Source organism: Hafnia sp. HMSC23F03 (assembly GCF_001816025.1).
GTDB classification, from domain to species: Bacteria; Pseudomonadota; Gammaproteobacteria; order Enterobacterales; family Enterobacteriaceae; genus Hafnia; species Hafnia paralvei.
Genome location: NZ_KV824214.1, coordinates 1 through 18,920, shown reverse-complemented (window position 1 = coordinate 18,920; position 18,920 = coordinate 1). Strand labels below are relative to the sequence as shown.

Genomic DNA, 18,920 nt, shown 5'->3' with positions numbered 1-18,920 from the left:
GGAAAGATAAACGGCATGAAAATGATCATTGTGGGCGGGGGCATGGCGGGAGCCACGCTGGCGTTGGCGGTTTCTGCTCTGAGCGCTGGACGTATTCAAGTTGAGGTTGTTGAGGCGGTTTCCCCAGACAGCAGACAACATCCAGGATTCGACGCTCGCGCTATTGCTCTCGCGTATGGTACATGCCAGCAATTGGAACGAATTGGCGTATGGCAGGCGCTTAAGGCGTGTGCTACACCGATTGAGCGTGTGCATGTTAGCGATCAGGGACATGCCGGCTTTGTTGGCCTCGATGCTCTGGATTATCAGATCCCTTATTTGGGACAGGTGGTTGAACTGCATCAGGCGGGTTCACGGCTATTCCAACTGCTAGAGAAAGCGCCGGGCGTTACACTGCACTGTCCGGCAAAAGTGGTGGGGGTCGAGCGGCAAAAAAATAGTGCCCGTATTACGCTGGATAATGGCTCTCATCTCACTGGCGAACTGCTGGTGGCGGCAGATGGTTCATCTTCGGCGTTGGCTCAGCATTGCAACGTCGATTGGCGTAGTGAAGACTATGGTCAAATCGCTGTTATTGCTAATGTGACCACCGCATTGCCGCATCAAGGTAAAGCCTTTGAGCGTTTTACCCGTAATGGCCCGCTAGCCATGTTACCGATGAGTGAGGGGCGTTGCTCGCTGGTGTGGTGCCATTCCGCAGACGAACAGGACAACGTGGATAGCTGGAGCGATAGCGAATTTTTGCGGCAGCTGCAGATGGCGTTCGGCTGGCGATTGGGCGCGATGGTCAAAGCGGGTAAGCGCCATAGCTATCCATTGCGCTTAACGTTGGCTCAGCAACATATTAGCCATCGTCTTGCCTTGGTGGGTAACGCGGCACAGACGCTGCATCCAATTGCAGGCCAAGGGTTCAATCTGGGGCTGCGCGATGTGATTTCACTGGCAGAGACGGTTGTTCAGGCCGAGCAGCAAGGGCATGATATCGGCAGTTATCAGGTGCTAAGCCAGTATCAACAGCGTCGTGAACCGGATCAACAGGCTACGATTGGTGTGACCGACGGGCTTATACATCTGTTTGCTAATCGCCTTGCGCCATTGGTTGTTGGGCGCAATCTGGGGCTGATGGCGATGGAGCTCGTTCCATCGCTGCGTGAAACATTGGCGCGGCGTACGCTCGGCTGGGTGGAGCGTTAAATTTATCCTCGCCGTACTTCGGGGTGCTTTTCAGCAGCTTGAATGCTTTAGGGATATGATTCATTAACAGGAACAGATAATCACAATGCAATCTTTTGATGTGGTCATTGCCGGTGGTGGCATGGTGGGATTGGCAACAGCAGCGGCGCTTCAGGGAAGCGGTTTACGTATTGCTGTGGTTGAACATAGGATCCCTGAGCTCGCAGAGCTAACGCCAGAACCCGCCCTGCGTGTTTCCGCGATTAATGCCGCCAGCGAGCGCCTACTGCAACATCTGGGCGTTTGGCAAGATATTCTCGCCCTACGCGCCAGTGCCTATCAAGGCATGGAAGTATGGGATAGTGATAGCTTTGGACGCATTGCGTTCCGCGCACAGGAATATGGCCATACTCATCTGGGACATATCATTGAAAACGATGTCATTCAGCAGGCATTGTGGAATAAGGTTGCTCGGCAATCCGAGGTAACCATGATAGCGCCAGCCACTTTCCAACAGGTGGCATGGGGAGAGAATGAAGCGTTCATCACCCTGAATAATGGGCAAATGCTCACGGCGCGTTTAGTCATTGGGGCCGATGGAGCACAGTCGTGGCTGCGTCAGCATGCGGATATCCCTCTAACGTTCTGGGATTATGGGCACCATGCCCTAGTTGCTACGATCAAAACCGAACAGCCGCACGATGGCTGTGCTCGTCAGGTTTTCCGGCCAAATGGCATACTGGCTTTCTTGCCGCTGGAAGACGAATACCTGTGCTCAATCGTATGGTCTGTTGGGCCGGAAGAGGCTCGGCGTCTGGAAGCTTTATCGGACAGCGATTTTAACCGCGAACTGGCGGTGGCTTTTGATACACGTTTAGGGCTGTGTGAGGTGGTAAGCCCACGTCAGTCACATCCGCTGGTGGGGCGCTACGCACGTAGTTTTGCCGCACATCGTTTAGCCTTGGTAGGAGATGCAGCGCATACCATTCACCCATTAGCGGGGCAGGGCGTGAATTTAGGCTTTATGGATGCCGCTGAGTTGGCTTCTGAAATTAAGCGCTTGCAACGTCAGGGTAAGGATATTGGCCGATATATGTATCTGCGCCGCTATGAACGTTCTCGTAAGCATAGCGCCGCAGTGATGCTGACGGCGATGCAAGGTTTCCGTCAGCTCTTTGACGGTGATAACCCTGCTAAAAAGCTACTGCGTGATGTTGGAATGATGCTAGCGGATAATCTCCCCGGCCTAAAACCTCGGCTGGTGCAACATGCTATGGGGTTAGCTGATTTACCGGATTGGTTGCAAAAATAATCCTCTTTTGCGGCTGACAAAACGTATTGTTGGCCGCCTCCATTCTTCCCTTTCTTTTCCCTCTTGCGACCTTGTTTGAAATATTCTAATGCTGCCCTGTGTTTTGAATTAGTTTTTCTAATGCATGCGATTTTAACATCCGCTATTTTCCACGATAAAATTGCGACATACGTTATATAACTGCAATGCAGTTGCAGTGAAAATGTTAATAATGTGCCATTAGACGCAGTTTTCTAGGTGAAACTTCTGCATTATCCCCTCTCTAAATTTCACTATCGTTAACACCTACTCTTATTTTAACTTATGGTTAATCGCTGATTTCGGTGATAACGTCTGAGCAAGGGTATCGTTTGCGTAGCGATGTTTGCTGCTTTTTAGCTCGAAGACATCTTTAGGCAAAACATATCTTATCAGTGCGCCCGGGACGCCAAGAGAATGACTTGTACCGGATGACAAAACGTTCAGGAAAAGAGGGTTAAGATGGCTAAACAGACTCCACTCTTCGATCAGCACGTCGCCTGTGGCGCGCGTATGGTTGATTTCCACGGTTGGATGATGCCGCTGCACTACGGCTCACAGCTCGATGAGCATCATGCCGTGCGCCAGGATGCAGGCATGTTTGACGTTTCCCACATGACTATCGTCGATCTGCGCGGGCCACGAACCCGTGAGTTTTTGCGCTACCTGCTAGCAAACGACGTCGCTAAACTGACGGTTCCGGGTAAAGCTCTCTACACTGGCATGCTTAACGCCTCAGCAGGCGTTATTGATGACCTGATTGTTTATTTCCTCGACGAGGAATATTTCCGACTGGTGGTTAACTCTGCTACGCGTGAAAAGGATCTGGCATGGATCACCGAGCACGCCGAGCCATATCACGTTGATATCACCGTACGTGACGATCTCGCGCTGATTGCCGTTCAAGGCCCGCAAGCGCAGGAACGAGCAGCAACGCTGTTCTCGGATGCTCAAAAGCAGGCTATCAGCGGCATGAAACCTTTCTTTGGCGTACAGGCCGGCGATTACTTTATTGCGACTACGGGTTACACCGGCGAGAACGGTTATGAAATTGCACTGCCCGTGGGTGAAGCCCCTGAGTTTTGGCAAAAACTGGTTAAAGCTGGCGTAAAACCCTGTGGTTTAGGCGCGCGTGACACTCTGCGTTTAGAGGCGGGTATGAACCTCTACGGTCAGGAAATGGATGAAGGTGTTTCGCCGTTAGCCGCCAATATGGGCTGGACCATCGCTTGGTCTCCGGAAGATCGTGATTTTATTGGCCGTGAAGCATTAGAGCAGCAACGCGAAAACGGCACAGAACAGTTGGTTGGCTTGGTAATGACCGAAAAAGGTGTGTTACGTAATGAGCTTCCGGTGCGTTTCACCGATACCAACGGAAATCTTCAAGAAGGTGTGATCACCAGTGGTTCTTTCTCTCCAACCTTAGGTGTCAGTATTGCATTGGCGCGCGTCCCCGTAGGAATTGGTGAAGAGGCTATTGTGCAGATCCGTAACCGTGAAATGCCGGTTCGTGTCGTTAAACCTGGTTTTGTGCGCAACGGTAAAAGCCTGATTAACTAGGCTACTGCGCTTGCCACGTTAAGTTCGGGTAGCGCTCGGAATCCTCACGTACTGAGTACATTCCGGTTCCTACGCTGACCGCACTTAAATTGGCTACACCAATTGAATCAGACTTAGAAAGTATAATTTAACAAACATTTAAGAGAGGATTTCGATGAGCAACGTGCCTACTGAATTGAAATATACCGCATCTCACGAATGGGTTCGTGCAGAAGGCGAAGGGGTTTATAGCGTTGGTATCACCGAGCATGCACAGGAGTTGCTGGGCGATATGGTGTTTATCGATTTGCCTGAAGTCGGTGCCTCTTTCGATGCTGGGGATGACTGTGCGGTAGCGGAGTCCGTAAAAGCGGCTTCAGATATTTATGCGCCTATCAGCGGTGAAATCGTCTCGATTAACGATGAGTTAGAAGGTGCACCAGAACTGGTAAACAGCGCGCCTTATTCCGAAGGCTGGTTGTTCCGCATTAAAGCATCAGACGAATCGCAGATTGCTGACTTGCTGGATGCTGCAGCCTATGAGTCTTCTATCGAAGACTAAGTGTCCGTGCCTGAACGCTTTTGGGCACCGTAGCGGCAACTCGTGGTAGATAGCGCTTCAAACTTTCTCTCGGCAGTAGGGTATCGCGGAGAGAAAGTGAGTTCGTAGTGTCATTTCTTTTGTATGCACATTTAGGAATCAGTAACTCATGACCCAGACTCTCAGCCAGCTCGAAAACAGCGAATCCTTTATTGCTCGCCATATCGGTCCGTCTGCGCAACAGCAGCAAGAAATGCTGGAAACTGTCGGAGCACGCTCTTTACGTGATCTGATCGAGCAGATCGTTCCATCGGATATTCAGTTGCCAACACCGCCAGCGGTGGGTGACGCCGTGACTGAACATCAGGCGTTGGCTGAGCTGAAAGCCATTGCGGGTCAGAATCAACGTTACAAATCCTTTATTGGTATGGGTTACCACGGTGTGCTGATGCCGCCGGTTATTCAGCGCAATATGCTGGAGAATCCGGGTTGGTACACCGCTTATACGCCATACCAACCGGAAGTGTCTCAAGGACGTCTTGAGGCACTGCTGAATTTCCAGCAGTTGACGCAGGATCTTACCGGTCTTGAGTTAGCTTCTGCTTCCCTGCTGGATGAAGCAACAGCCGCGGCGGAAGCCATGGCGTTAGCCAAACGAGCCAGCAAGCTGAAAAACGCTAACCGCTTCTTTGTGGCTGCAGATGTTCATCCGCAAACGCTGGATGTGGTACGTACCCGTGCCGAGACTTTTGGCTTTGACGTTATCGTCGACGATGCAGAGAAAGTGCTCGATCATCAAGACGTGTTTGGCGTATTGCTGCAACAGGTGGGGACCTACGGCGAGCTGCACGACTACACCGCGCTGATGAATGAGCTGAAAAACCGCAAGGTGATAACCTGTGTCGCAGCCGATCCTATGGCACTGGTACTGCTGGCGGCTCCGGGAAAATTAGGTGCAGACGTCGTATTTGGCTCTGCACAACGCTTCGGTGTGCCGATGGGGTATGGTGGTCCACACGCGGCCTTCTTTGGCTGCCGTGACGAATTTAAACGTTCCATGCCGGGACGCATCATTGGGGTTTCGCGTGATGCGGCGGGTAATACCGCGCTGCGCATGGCAATGCAGACGCGTGAACAGCATATCCGTCGCGAAAAAGCTAACTCCAACATTTGTACTTCGCAGGTATTGCTCGCCAATATCGCCAGTCTATATGCGGTTTATCATGGTCCAGTTGGGCTGAAACGTATTGCCGATCGTATTCATCGTTTAACCGATATTTTGGCTGCGGGTCTGAAGCAAAAAGATGTCACCATTCGTAATCACAGCTGGTTTGATACGCTTACGGTGGTAGTTAAAGATAAAGCCGAGGTTTTGGCTCGTGCATTGAGTTTTGGCTTCAACCTACGCAGCGATATTCCTGGCGCAGTAGGGATTTCTCTGGATGAAGCGACCAGCCGTGAAGATGTTGAAGCGCTGTTTGCGGTTCTGTTAGGCGATAATCATGGCTTGGATATTGATACGCTAGACACTCTAGTTTCTGAAGAGAGCGAAGGCAGTATCCCATCGCATATGCTGCGTACCGATCCTATTCTGACTCACCCAGTATTCAATCGCTATCACAGCGAAACTGAAATGATGCGCTACATGCATCGTTTAGAGCGTAAGGATTTAGCGTTGAATCAGGCGATGATCCCGCTGGGTTCTTGCACGATGAAACTGAACGCTGCTGCGGAGATGATTCCAATTACTTGGCCTGAATTTGCAGAACTGCACCCGTTCTGCCCGCCAGAACAGGCGTTAGGGTATCAGATAATGATTTCCCAATTGTCACAGTGGCTGGTGCAATTAACCGGTTATGACGCTGTGTGTATGCAGCCGAACTCCGGTGCTCAGGGGGAATATGCGGGGCTGCTGGCGATCCGTCGCTATCACGAGAGCCGTAACGAAGCAACGCGTCATGTTTGCTTGATTCCAAGTTCTGCCCATGGGACGAACCCAGCCTCAGCGCAAATGGCGGGTATGAGTGTGGTCGTTGTGGCCTGCGACGATTCCGGTAACATCGATCTGCACGATCTGCGTGCTAAAGCAGAGCAGGCCGGCGATGAGCTGTCTTGTATTATGGTGACCTATCCGTCGACCCATGGCGTATATGAAGAAACCATTCGTGAAGTGTGCCAGATCGTGCATCAGTTTGGTGGACAGGTTTATCTTGACGGCGCCAACATGAACGCACAGGTGGGGATCACCACGCCGGGCTATATCGGCGCGGATGTGTCGCATCTCAACCTACATAAAACCTTCTGTATCCCTCACGGCGGTGGCGGACCGGGCATGGGGCCTATCGGTGTGAAATCACATTTGGCTCCGTTTGTACCGGGTCATACCATCGTACAGATTGACGGTTTAACCACTCAGCAAGGCGCGGTTTCTGCTGCACCGTTTGGCAGCGCGTCGATTCTGCCGATTAGCTGGATGTACATCCGCATGATGGGAGCTGAGGGGCTGAAAAAAGCCAGCCAGACGGCAATTTTAAATGCGAACTATATTGCTACGCGCCTGAAATCGGCTTATCCAATTTTGTATACCGGTCGTGATGGGCGTGTCGCACACGAATGTATTCTGGATATTCGTCCGCTGAAAGAGCAGACCGGTATCAGCGAAATGGATATTGCTAAACGTCTTATTGATTTCGGCTTCCACGCACCAACCATGTCTTTCCCTGTGGCGGGGACGCTGATGGTTGAGCCCACCGAGTCGGAAAGCAAAGCTGAACTGGATCGCTTTATTGATGCCATGTTAGCGATTCGCGCCGAAATTGAGCGGGTCAGCAGTGGCGAATGGACATTGGCGGATAACCCGCTGGTCAACGCTCCCCACATTCAGGCTGAGTTGGTGGCAAACTGGGAGCACGCTTATTCACGCGAATTGGCGGTATTCCCAACGGAATCAACCAGAGAGAATAAATACTGGCCAACCGTGAAACGTCTGGATGACGTCTACGGCGATCGTAATCTGTTCTGCTCGTGTGTGCCAATTTCTGAATACGAATAGTTATTTAGAATAAAACGGTAAGTATCAAAACCACCGCTCTGATGCTGTGAATCAACAGCTCAGAGCGGTTTTTTATGTCATAAATTCGCAAAGCGTTATAGCAAATTGAGTAGGTGAAGGATTACATGTCCTGAATCACCACGCCGCCAAGCAATGGCGATATCGCTGGTAGGCAGCGCCCGGAGAGACTCAAGACAAACCACGTTTTTTTCATCTATTTTGCTTAGCGAAGCCGGAACGAGAGCAAAGCCAAATCCTCCTCCCACCATGCTAATTGCCGAGGTTAGCTGAGGAGATTGTTGGCCTAACAACGGCGTGAATCCGGCTTCTTCACAGGCGTTAATCGTTTGGTCATATAGACTTGGCGCCACCTCTCGTGGAAAGGTAATCAGCGGCTCATCTTTCAGCTCTAGTAATGATAGGGATTTATTTTGGCTGAGAGGATGAGTACGCGGTAAAGCCACCATCATTTTCTCTGTGTCGATCACTCGGCACATAAAGTCTTTACTGCGCTCGCACGGCAGGCGGATAAAAGCAAAATCCAGATTCCCTTCTTCAAGTGCGTTCATCAATGCCGACATGTCTTTCTCTTGCGGCTGGAGGTGCATCTTTGGGTAGTTTTCGCGAAAGCGGCGTAACAGCGAAAATACCGTGGGATTAAACGCCGTAGAGCACGCAAATCCAATATTGACGGAACCACTGATACCGCGCGCCACGTTGCGAGCACGTTCCAGTGCGGCATCGGTGAGTTTGATGATTTCACATGCGTCTTTATAGAGCGTTTTCCCGGTTTCCGTAAGCTCGATCCCGCGAGTTAAGCGCTTTATGAGAGGCGTGCCAACTTCATGCTCAAGCTTTTGGATTTGCTGACTGAGTGGTGGCTGGGAGATCCCGAGTTGCTCAGCGGCTCGAGTGAAGTGACCGGTTTGAGCCACTGCGACGAAATAGCGTAAATGGCGTAGTTCCATATCAAAAACGTCTCAAAGTGAACACAACATCATATTGGAACTCATTGCTGAAAGGAGTCAACCTTTAGTTAACAACGCTAATGATTAAAAAATGGATCACCTCATGAAAGCACATCATTCTGACTGTTCATGCGTGGCAGACATCGCAGAAACTGCTAAGCAGCTCTATCGTAAACATCCAGAACGCGTCATTTATCAAACTTCTCTAATGAGTGCGCTATTAAGCGGGGTCTACGAAGGTGAAACCACCATGGCCGATTTGCTCAAGCATGGTGACTTTGGCTTGGGCACGTTTAATCACCTCGACGGTGAGATGATTGCGTTTAACCGCAACATTTTCCAACTACGTGGTGACGGCAGCGCTCGGAAAGCCAAGCCTGAGCAAAAGACACCTTTTGCCGTCATGACATTTTACCAACCCACCGAAGAGTACCGTATTAACCGCCTACATAGCCGTGATGAAATCCATCAGGTTATCGACAAAATGCTGACGAGCCAAAATGCATTTTGCGCACTACGCATCGACGGTGTTTTCCATAATGTGGAAACGCGGACTGTACCTGAACAGCATCGTCCTTATAAGCCGATGCAGGAGGCTATTGAAGCGCAGCCGACATATCACATTGAACAGCGTAAGGGCGTACTGATTGGGTTCCTCACCCCTAACTATATGCAAGGTATCAACGTTGCTGGCTATCACGAACACTTCATTACTGAAGAGCGCGACTGTGGTGGGCATGTTCTCGATTATCAGGTGGAAAGCGGTGTGCTGACCTTCGGCACAATCGACAAATTGCTGATCGATTTTCCCCATGACGATGATTTTATGCAGGCTGATTTATGTCCTGCAAATTTAGATACCGCAATTCGTTCTGTAGAAAGTTAAATCTTGAAGGCATCTAGGAGTTGGGTTCCATGAAAAAGTCTGATAGCAACAAAGCATGGCAGTGTGGGGCAGATCTGATCGTCGCGCAGTTGGAAGCTCAGGGGGTAAAACATGTATTCGGTATTCCTGGTGCGAAAATTGACCGCGTATTTAACTCATTAGTCGATTCCAATATCGAAACTATTCCTGTGCGTCATGAGGCAAATGCGGCTTTTATGGCGGGGGCGGTGGGCCGTTTGACGGGTAAAGCTGGCGTAGCGTTGGTGACTTCAGGACCTGGCTGTTCGAATTTAATTACCGGTGTAGCCACGGCAACATCGGAGGGTGATCCTTTGGTTGCATTGGGTGGGGCGGTAAAACGCGCTGACCATTTAAAACAGGTACACCAGACCATGGATACCGTGACGATGTTCCGTCCGGTCACCAAGTATTCAGCTGAAGTGACATCGGCTTCTGCTTTGCCTGAGGTGTTAGCCAATGGTTTTAGAGCGGCAGAGTTTGGGCGTCCTGGGGCAAGTTTCATTAGTCTACCCATGGATATTCTCAACGAGCCAGTCAATAGCAGGGTGTTGACGACGCAGCACCCTACTCTTGGTGCGGCTCCTTTTGAGAGTGTGGCTCAAGTCGCACGCCGTCTTGAGAAAGCCAAAAATCCAGTCATTTTGCTGGGACTGATGGCCAGCCAGCCGCGTAATGCTGAAGCTATTCGCCGGTTTTTACATAAAAGTGGGCTGCCCGTTACCAGTACCTATCAAGCTGCGGGGGTTATCGATCAGGCGCATTTCCATCGCTTTGCTGGTCGGGTGGGGTTATTCAATAATCAGGCAGGGGATCGTCTGCTGAGGAATGCGGATCTGGTGATAACTATTGGTTACAGCCCGATAGAATATGAACCAGCACAGTGGAATAACGACGAAAGTGCGTTGGTACATGTCGATATCATGCCTGCCGAAACCGATAGCGATTATCAGCCAGATATTGAACTGGTGGGTGATATCGCCGATACGTTGGATCTGCTTTCTGAGCATATTCATGCCGCGCTGGATTTAAGCCGTGATGCGGTGGCTATTTTAGAAGAGCGGCGTCAGCAACGGGAACTTCTGGCACAAAAAGGCCGTAGCCTAACGCAGTTTGCGATTCATCCGTTGCGCTTGGTTAGAGCGATGCAGGATATCGTCAATAGTGATGTGACGTTATGCGTAGATATGGGAAGTTTCCATATTTGGATTGCTCGCTACCTGTACAGTTTCCGTGCGCGTCAGGTGTTGATCTCAAATGGACAGCAAACCATGGGCGTTGCGTTACCGTGGGCAATAGGTGCTGCGTTAGTCGATCCTAGCCGCAAAGTGGTCTCGGTTTCTGGAGACGGTGGTTTTATGCAATCCAGCATGGAGCTAGAAACTGCCGTACGTTTAGGCGTAAACCTGCTGCATATTATTTGGGTCGATGACGAATATAATATGGTTGCGATTCAAGAAGATAAAAAGTATCACCGCACGTCAGGGGTTAAGTTTGGGCCCATTGACTTTAAAGTTTATGCTGAAGCTTTTGGGGCTAAAGGTTTTGCCGTTACCTCCTCGGAAACGCTCGAGAGCACGCTTCGCGCCGCCATGGATGTGCAAGGACCTGCGGTTGTCGCCGTACCGGTCGACTATAGCGATAATGCGTTGCTGATGAGCCAACTGAATATGAGCGAAATGTTCTAATTCAAGAGCCATTGATTTCACCTACCCCGAGGAGTGTCTGACATAGCATCTCTTCGGTTTCAGCCTCATCATTTTATCGATGAGGCTTTTTTTACCATCGTTATTTCTTCAAGGATTACGTTTTCTTTCTATATTGAATAATATAGTGATGAGCGAGCATTTCTGCTTTATCTAAATCTAATTCAGTCATATTTTGTTTTAAACACTGAATGTCTTTCTTCTCACCATTATAAATGGCGACTGCATACCACGCCCATGCCTGAATATAATCCTTGGCAACACCTTCTCCATTTTCGTATAGGTACCCAAGTGTTAATTGAGGCGAGGCATAACCTTGTTTGGCAAGTTCTTCGTATTGGCTGAATGCTTTTTGATAATCCTGAGCTACTCCTAATCCATAATAGAACATTTCGGCTAAGCTAATTTTTGCATCTATATTCCCTGATGCTATGCCTTTTTGATACCACTCAATGGCGGTGGTATAGTTTTGGGCGACGCCACGCCCATCACGGTAAATATGACCAATTTTTACATAAGCGGCTGATTCCCCTTGCTCAGCGGCTTTGGTATACCACACTAACGCCTTCTGGTAATCAATCGATGTACCACTGCCATTTTCATAGACTTGACCAACATTATATTGTGCAATGCTGGCGCCTTGCTCTGCTGATTTTGTATACCAAAAAAGTGCTTTTTTATTATCTCTGGGAATTCCTTTCGCATTTCCATACATGGCTGCGAGATTGTTTTGTGCATTAGCGTCATTTAGTTCGGCTGCTTTGGTGTACCAAATCAACGCTTGAGAATAATTCTGCGGAATTTTATTACCAAGATCATACATTAGAGCTAGCGAATATTGTGCGACAGCATAATCTTGCTCTGCGGATTTTTTGTACCAAACCACCGCTTGCTTAGGGTTTTGAGGAACCCCTGTTCCGTCTTCAAGCATCCGTCCTAGGTTATATTGGGCTTCCGCACCATCCCGATCGGCCGTCTGTTGATACCAAGAAAGTAACGCTTTTTGGTAATCTTTTATTGTTCCATTGCCATGATCATATTTTTTACTGAGGATAAACTCTTCTGCAATGTCATCTACCGTTTTCTCATTTTTAATCCAAGCTATTGAATCATTGAAATCTTTAACGAAAAAATTGATGACTCTATCTATATCATTTGTTTTTTTATTTCTCTGGGGATTTATTGCGGCTTTTAATTGCCAGAATGCAGCTTGCTGCGGATCTTTAGGTATTATGCCTTGACCATTTTGATACAGAGTGGCTAAGCGTTGTTGCGCATTGATATCGTCTTGTTCTGCGGCTTTGGTGTACCAAGATAGCGCTAAAGGAAAATCTGGTGTCACTCCCTTTCCATATTCATATATCAAACCAAGATTATATTGTGCCATTGCATAACCTTGTTCGGCTGATTTTTGATACCAAATGACTGCTTTCTGATAATCCTGTGATACACCAGTCCCATTGTAATAGAGTGTTGCTAATGAATTCTGGTATCCGGCTTTTCCCTGCTCGGCGTAGGATTTTTGCATCCAATAATCTGCCTTTTGAGTATCTTTTGGAACACCTTCGCCACTGCGGTATATGTTTTCAAGATTACTTTCCGCTATGTAGTTCTCTTGTTCGGCAGATTTTTCGTACCAGCTAATAGCAAGATGGATATTTCGTGGTACGCCATCACCGTTTTGATAGGATGCTCCGAGATTATTTTGTGCATCAGCATGGCCTTGGTCGGCTGCTTTCTGATACCAGATAACAGCTTGTCTATCGTCTAAAGGTACTCCTTGGCCCTCATCATATTTGAGTGCAAGATTAAATTGTGCAACGGCATAACCTTGCTCGGCGGCTTTTTTATACCAAGCAATGGCTTGTTTATTATCTAACGGTACGCCTTTGCCCTCATCGTATTTGACTGCAAGATTAAATTGTGCCATTGCATTACCTTGCTCGGCTGCTTTTCTATACCAAACCACGGCTTGCTGGTCGTTTTTTGGAATGCCGTCTCCATCGTCGTACATATAGGCAAGGTTGATTTGCGCTGTAATAAAGCCTTGGTCAGCGGCTTTCTGATACCAAATGAGCGCTTGTTGATACTCCTCCTCCTCAAAGTAGCTATCGCCGATTTTATTTTGAGCACTGGCATCACCTTGTTGTGCCTCCTTTAGTAAAGAGGGGGGAATATCTGGCATGGCTGCGTAGGCATGACCAAATAGCAATAACAGCGCAAAAGGGAGAAAAACGAGTTTGGCTTTCATGGGGTGTCATCCTTTGACATTGCTATGTCACTTCGAACTCACTGCTCGAATGGCGTTTTATTAGATACTCAGACCCTGTTCTATGCTTAATGTTTTCTCTTGTGGCTCGGGGATTGGTTACAAAATATGAGCATGAAAACGGGGGCGTAAGCGGGTTTTGGATTTCCCTTACTTTTTCTCATTTGTTTTGGATGAAGTTTTCTAATGCATAAGTTGCAGATACCCAATGACTTACCTCTTGGGAGGGTCTGAATAAATCTATTTTTATCATTTAGTTATGATGGTTTAACATTCTATTACTTACACTAATCATCACTTTTACTCATGCTGACTTTCCCCTCATTCAACCCCAGAATGGTGATAAAAGTGTGATAGAGTTCTCACCGTGAAATGTTCCCCTAATGAATACAAGATCAGCCAGTCTATCTAGGCTTATTGGCTGATATATCAGCATTTTCATCATGACAATCCACCTTGGTGCTTTTAACGACTACGGGTGAGCTATTGGTTTTGCACGACAACTTTGACGCGTGACCACACGCGCGCTGGCATAAAACAGGTAAGGCATTTATGGAATTCATTACTCAGTTAGTTAATCAGGTCAACAGCCTGCTTTGGGATGAACTACTGATTTTTCTACTTTGTGGGACGGGGATTTATTACACACTGCGTTTGGGTTTCATCCAAATCCGTCATTTTGGCTCGGGATTTAATGCCTTGTTTAGTGGTATCTCGCTGTCTGGCGCTAAAGCAGATAAGCAGGGGATGAGCTCTTTTCAAGCCGTGGCGACGGCGATTGCTGGGCAGGTTGGCACGGGGAACTTAGCGGGGCCGGCTACGGCCATTATTGCTGGTGGTCCAGGTGCGATTTTCTGGATGTGGGTTTCGTCGTTTCTTGGGATGGCGACAATTTATGCTGAAGCGATGTTGGCTCAAAAATTCAGATCGAAAGATAAAAATGGGCAGGTCGTCGGTGGACCAGCGTATTACATCGAAAAGGGTCTGAACTGCAAATGGCTCGCCTGTATTTTCTCGGTGTTAGTGATTATTGCATTAGGCTTTATCGGCAACATGGTTCAATCCAACTCTATTGCCGCGGCGTTTAATAGTTCTTTAGGTGTTCCGGGTTGGGTCATTGGTATTATTCTTGCGTTGATTACCGGCGTGGTCATTATGGGCGGGATCAGCAGTATTGCGTCCTTTACTGAGAAAGTGGTGCCTATTAAAGCCGTCTTCTATTTATTGGGTACTCTGGTGATTTTGGTGCATAACGCACACTATATTTTGCCTGCGTTTAAATCGATCTTCGTTGCGGCGTTTAATCCGACAGCGGTGTTAGGCGGTGGGGCAGGGATTGCCATCCAGCAGGCAATGCGTTTTGGTATTGCTCGCGGCCTGTTCTCCAATGAAGCCGGTATGGGGTCTACGCCTCATGCGCATGCGGTCGCTAAGGTCGAACGTCCAGAACAACAGGGTTATATCGCGATGATGGGGGTTTTCGTCGTGTGCGTCATCGTAACGTTGACGGCATTGGCGATTATCACTTCAGGTATGAGCATGTGGGAACTGGATGGTAAAACTCAGGCTAATTTCCTCGGTGTGTTTACCGGTCAAGGAATTGCGGTCACTCAGCAAGCGTATACCTATGTCTACGGCTATTTCGGCAGCCTGTTTATTTCTGTCTCCCTATTTTTCTTTGCTTTTTCAACGATTGTCGGTTGGTACTACTACGGTGAAATGAACATTCGCTACCTATTCAATTCACAAAGAGCGGTACGTGCTTATCAACTGATGGTGATCGCCTTTATCTTTATTGCGTCATTCTTCAAGGTTGAGCTGGTATGGAATATGGCCGATATGTTCAACGGGCTGATGGTGCTACCAAACCTTATCGCGTTGATTTTGCTGTCGCCGATAGTGATTAAAATGAGCAAGTTGGTAGGCGGAAAAGTGGCGTTGAAACAAGATTAAACTGGGTGAATATTACGTCTGCCTAATATATCCGGTCTTACATCTGCATTGTGCAGGCGTCCGTGTCGGAGGGCTCAATCGCCGCCCTCCGACGCCTCGGCACCACCTTCCAGCCTGCTACGTGGGTGCCCTCGTTTCATCATTCCGGTCTTTTACGTAGTCCAACGTCAGCTACACGTACAAATAAATCGCAAAGAAGTGACAAGCGCAGCCGCCGAGTACAAACGCATGCCAGATGGCGTGGTTGTAGGGGATGCGTTTGCTGACGTAAAAAATCACTCCCAGCGTATAAACAATCCCGCCGATAGCAAGCAGTGTCACTCCGCCCCATGCCAGCTTGGTCGCCAGTTGGTAAATCACAATCAGCGACAACCATCCCATCGTCAGATAGGTGATCAACGACAACACTTCAAAGCGATGCGCAAATGCGAGTTTGAAGATAATGCCAAATAGCGCAATTCCCCAGATCACCGCCATCAGCCATTTAGCTAGCGTTGAGTCCAGCCCAACCAGCAAGAAAGGGGTATAGGTGCCGGCAATCAATAGATAGATTGCGCAGTGGTCAAACACCTTTAGCCAACGCTTGGCGCGCTGATGTGAAATTGCGTGATACAGCGTGGAGGCCAGAAACAGCAGAATCATGCTGCCGCCATACAGGCTGTAACTGGTGATCGCGGTGGCGTCAGCTCCGGTGCCAACGGCTTGCACCAGTAATAACACTAAGCCGACGATGCCTAGAATAAAACCAACTCCGTGGCTGATGCTGTTGGCAACTTCCTCTGCCAGCGAATATCCCTGCTGAACAATATTTGCCTTTGCCATAGTGCGGCGTTACCTCTGTTGAACAATGAAAAACATGTGATGGTGTAAAGCTAAGGCTAGATTAGCTGAGAATGATTCCAGTGTACACGTGTACGCCAAAATATAATTAAAACAGGATAGGGAGTAATATTTTGGCTTCTAGTTATCAACTAATTAAATGATTTATAAGGGAATAAATAAGTTTTTATAATGTCGCGTGCATAAGCGTGGTGTCATAATTATCACAAAATTGGAGCTGTTTTATTATCTTCCAAACATCTGTTTGGTGCGACACTGTTACAACAGCAAAGTTTCGTCAGACTTTTCGTAGATAACGTTGCGCAACGTGGCTACAGGTGATCATGTTAGTTGATGACTATTGATGAAACCCTTACAGGGCAAGCCTTGTCGGGCTGTTTTAAAATTGTTCTCTTCGTTTTAAATTTGATTAATCCTGCAAAGATTGTAGAATCCCTCCGGATTTTTTTACCGCAAACGTGAATGCAATCGATTACGTATTTAAGAATGTATTCCTAGATCACAGATTTTTGTGAGCAATGATTTCTATAATACACGCAGCCAGAAAGCTGGGTTGTTGATCAATTGATGGCTATTTGTGGTGATGTTTACATGGGTCTTTCCCCTGGCAGGGAATCTTGCTTAAGGTAAGTAGCAATATTATGAAAAAAATAATTTTAGCTGCAGGCACCGTGCTTGCGCTTTCAAGCAGCGTTACTGCTGTAGCAGCAGACAACAACAGCGAATATCTTTCTGACTGGTGGCACCAGAGCGTTAACGTCGTGGGCAGTGCTCATACGCGTTTCGGACCACAATTACGTGACGATACCTACTTAGAATATGAAGCTTTTGCCAAGAAAGATTGGTTCGACTTCTACGGTTACGTGGATGCGCCAATGTTCTTCGGTGGTGACAGCACCTCTCGCGGTATCTGGAACCACGGTTCACCGTTGTTCATGGAAATCGAACCACGTTTCTCTATTGATAAACTGACTGGCACCGACCTGAGCTTTGGTCCGTTTAAAGAGTGGTACTTCGCGAACAACTATATCTACGATATGGGGCGTAACAGCGATAACCGCCAGAGCACTTGGTATATGGGTTTGGGTACCGATATCGATACCGGCCTACCAATGAGCCTGTCCATGAACGTATATGCCAAATACCAATGGCAGAACTACAATGCGTCTAACGAAAACGAGTGGGATGGTTACCGCTTCAAAGTTAAATACTTCGTGCCAATCACCGAAGTATTGGGTGGCAACCTGAGCTACATCGGCTTTACCAACTTTGACTGGGGTTCTGACCTGGGCAAAGACTCTGGCTACAGCAACATCGATGGCAAGCGTACTCGTACTAGCAACTCTATCGCCTCCAGCCACATCTTGGCATTGAACTACGATCACTGGCACTACTCCTTCGTTGCGCGTTACTTCCATAATGGCGGACAGTGGAACGATGGTACTGAACTGAACTTCGGTAAAGGTAACTTTGACGTGAAATCTACCGGCTGGGGTTACTACCTGGTTGCAGGTTATAACTTCTAAGTTTTGCCAATATGCATAGAGAGAGGAGCCTTATGGCTCCTTTTTTGCGTTCTGGCGAGTCGCAGTGTTGCTATAAAAGAGGAACTAAAGAGAAGATATTCAGCCATTTTCACCTTCCCCATTTTAGTCCATGATAGACCTCAATACGGGCGCATCTCTGCGGCTTTACTCATATTCACCTTTGGCGAAGAGGCTTTGTTACATGACCAAATACCTAAATAAAGATACGCAGGTTTGTATGTCGCTGGCGGCGCGGCCAAGTAATTTTGGTACTCGTTTCCATAACTATCTTTACGATGCACTGGATCTGGACTATCTCTACAAAGCGTTTACGACCAAAGATATTCAGGCGGCTATAGGCGGCGTTCGTGCGCTGGGGATTCGCGGATGTGCGATTTCGATGCCGTTTAAAGAGGATGTGATCCCGTTAGTCGATGAAATGGATGCATCTGCTAAGGCGATTGATTCAGTTAATACCATTGTTAACACTGATGGTCATTTAAAGGCCTATAACACCGATTATTTGGCGATTGCGCAACTGTTGGCACAGTATGCGGTGTCTAATGATCAGGTTTTTGCTTTACGTGGTAGCGGCGGTATGGCGAAAGCCGTAGCTTGCGCGTTGAAAGATGCTGGTTTTAAGCGTGGCTATATCGTGGCTAAAAATGAAAAGACGGGGCAGCAATTGGCCGAGTTATATGGCTATGAATGGCGCGCGGATATGCAAGGTGTCACCGCCGAGGTATTAATTAACGCGACGCCAATTGGTATGAGCGGCGGCGCTGACGCCGATAAACTTGCCTACAGCGAAGATGAAATCAACTCCGCAAACGTGGTTTTTGACGTGGTTGCACTGCCATCGGAAACGCCAATGATCCGCTACGCCAAGACACAGGGCAAAACCGTTATCAGCGGCGCAGAGGTGTTTGCGATTCAAGCGGTCGAACAGTTTGTGTTGTATACCGGGATTAGACCGGATCATGAGTTGTTTTTAGCTGCGGCGAAATATGCGAGGGAGAGTGCATAAAAAGGATGAGTAGGGGGGCTGAGTCTTGCAGTTGAGCCTTTATGTTAGAACTATGAAAGGTTTCGTACGCCTAAAGCATCGAATATCACATA

The 18,920-nt window shown here is 48.2% G+C and carries 13 protein-coding genes; 10 read left to right on the top strand and 3 right to left on the bottom strand.

Annotation, left to right across the window (positions count from 1 at the left end; genetic code table 11):
* Positions 1–15: 15 nt before the first annotated feature.
* The 5 genes from ubiH (at position 16) to gcvP (ending at position 7,635) form a co-directional block, all read left to right on the top strand.
* Positions 16–1,194, top strand: a complete 1,179-nt coding sequence (ubiH, locus tag HMPREF3091_RS05705) for a 2-octaprenyl-6-methoxyphenyl hydroxylase (protein WP_070714724.1) — start codon at positions 16–18, stop codon at positions 1,192–1,194.
* Positions 1,195–1,279: 85 nt separating this feature from the next.
* The gene (gene ubiI / locus HMPREF3091_RS05700; protein WP_070714721.1) at positions 1,280–2,485 is read left to right on the top strand and encodes an FAD-dependent 2-octaprenylphenol hydroxylase; all 1,206 of its coding nucleotides are present in this window, start codon (positions 1,280–1,282) and stop codon (positions 2,483–2,485) included.
* A gap of 480 nt (positions 2,486–2,965) precedes the next feature.
* Positions 2,966–4,063 carry a glycine cleavage system aminomethyltransferase GcvT gene (gcvT, locus tag HMPREF3091_RS05695; RefSeq protein WP_070714719.1) on the top strand — a complete coding sequence of 366 codons (1,098 nt, stop codon included), beginning with the start codon at positions 2,966–2,968 and terminating at the stop codon, positions 4,061–4,063.
* A gap of 154 nt (positions 4,064–4,217) precedes the next feature.
* Positions 4,218–4,604 (top strand): glycine cleavage system protein GcvH, encoded by a 387-nt coding sequence (gcvH, locus tag HMPREF3091_RS05690; protein WP_070714717.1) that lies wholly within the window; start codon positions 4,218–4,220, stop codon positions 4,602–4,604.
* 148 nt (positions 4,605–4,752) lie between these two features.
* Positions 4,753–7,635, top strand: a complete 2,883-nt coding sequence (gene gcvP / locus HMPREF3091_RS05685; RefSeq protein ID WP_004846901.1) for an aminomethyl-transferring glycine dehydrogenase — start codon at positions 4,753–4,755, stop codon at positions 7,633–7,635.
* Positions 7,636–7,730: 95 nt separating this feature from the next.
* Here gcvP and HMPREF3091_RS05680 read toward each other — a convergent pair whose 3' ends face one another.
* Positions 7,731–8,603, bottom strand: coding sequence for a LysR substrate-binding domain-containing protein (locus tag HMPREF3091_RS05680; protein ID WP_070714715.1), 873 nt, complete (start codon positions 8,601–8,603; stop codon positions 7,731–7,733).
* A 103-nt stretch (positions 8,604–8,706) separates the two neighbouring features.
* Between HMPREF3091_RS05680 and budA the strand changes: the two genes are divergently transcribed.
* Both budA and alsS read left to right on the top strand, forming a co-directional pair.
* On the top strand, positions 8,707–9,489 hold the full coding sequence (gene budA / locus HMPREF3091_RS05675) for an acetolactate decarboxylase (protein ID WP_008815037.1): 783 nt from the start codon (positions 8,707–8,709) through the stop codon (positions 9,487–9,489).
* A gap of 29 nt (positions 9,490–9,518) precedes the next feature.
* Entirely contained in the window at positions 9,519–11,195 is a 1,677-nt protein-coding gene (gene alsS / locus HMPREF3091_RS05670) for an acetolactate synthase AlsS (protein WP_070714713.1), read from the top strand.
* A 115-nt stretch (positions 11,196–11,310) separates the two neighbouring features.
* On the opposite strand, the gene HMPREF3091_RS05665 is transcribed toward alsS, so the two are convergent.
* Positions 11,311–13,464, bottom strand: a complete 2,154-nt coding sequence (locus HMPREF3091_RS05665; RefSeq protein WP_070714710.1) for an SEL1-like repeat protein — start codon at positions 13,462–13,464, stop codon at positions 11,311–11,313.
* Positions 13,465–14,034: 570 nt separating this feature from the next.
* Between HMPREF3091_RS05665 and HMPREF3091_RS05660 the strand changes: the two genes are divergently transcribed.
* Positions 14,035–15,435, top strand: coding sequence for an alanine/glycine:cation symporter family protein (locus HMPREF3091_RS05660; protein ID WP_070714708.1), 1,401 nt, complete (start codon positions 14,035–14,037; stop codon positions 15,433–15,435).
* Between the two features lie 171 nt (positions 15,436–15,606).
* Here the strand turns inward: HMPREF3091_RS05660 and HMPREF3091_RS05655 are convergent, their stop codons facing one another.
* The gene (locus HMPREF3091_RS05655) at positions 15,607–16,257 is read right to left on the bottom strand and encodes a PAQR family membrane homeostasis protein TrhA (RefSeq protein ID WP_004846918.1); all 651 of its coding nucleotides are present in this window, start codon (positions 16,255–16,257) and stop codon (positions 15,607–15,609) included.
* Positions 16,258–16,916: 659 nt separating this feature from the next.
* Here HMPREF3091_RS05655 and HMPREF3091_RS05650 point away from each other — a divergent pair.
* Together HMPREF3091_RS05650 and HMPREF3091_RS05645 are read left to right on the top strand one after the other, a co-directional pair.
* The gene (locus HMPREF3091_RS05650; RefSeq protein ID WP_004846922.1) at positions 16,917–17,801 is read left to right on the top strand and encodes a nucleoside-specific channel-forming protein Tsx; all 885 of its coding nucleotides are present in this window, start codon (positions 16,917–16,919) and stop codon (positions 17,799–17,801) included.
* 202 nt (positions 17,802–18,003) lie between these two features.
* Complete coding sequence (locus HMPREF3091_RS05645) at positions 18,004–18,828, top strand: shikimate 5-dehydrogenase (RefSeq protein WP_070714705.1); 825 nt, start codon at positions 18,004–18,006, stop codon at positions 18,826–18,828.
* Positions 18,829–18,920 lie beyond the last annotated feature (92 nt).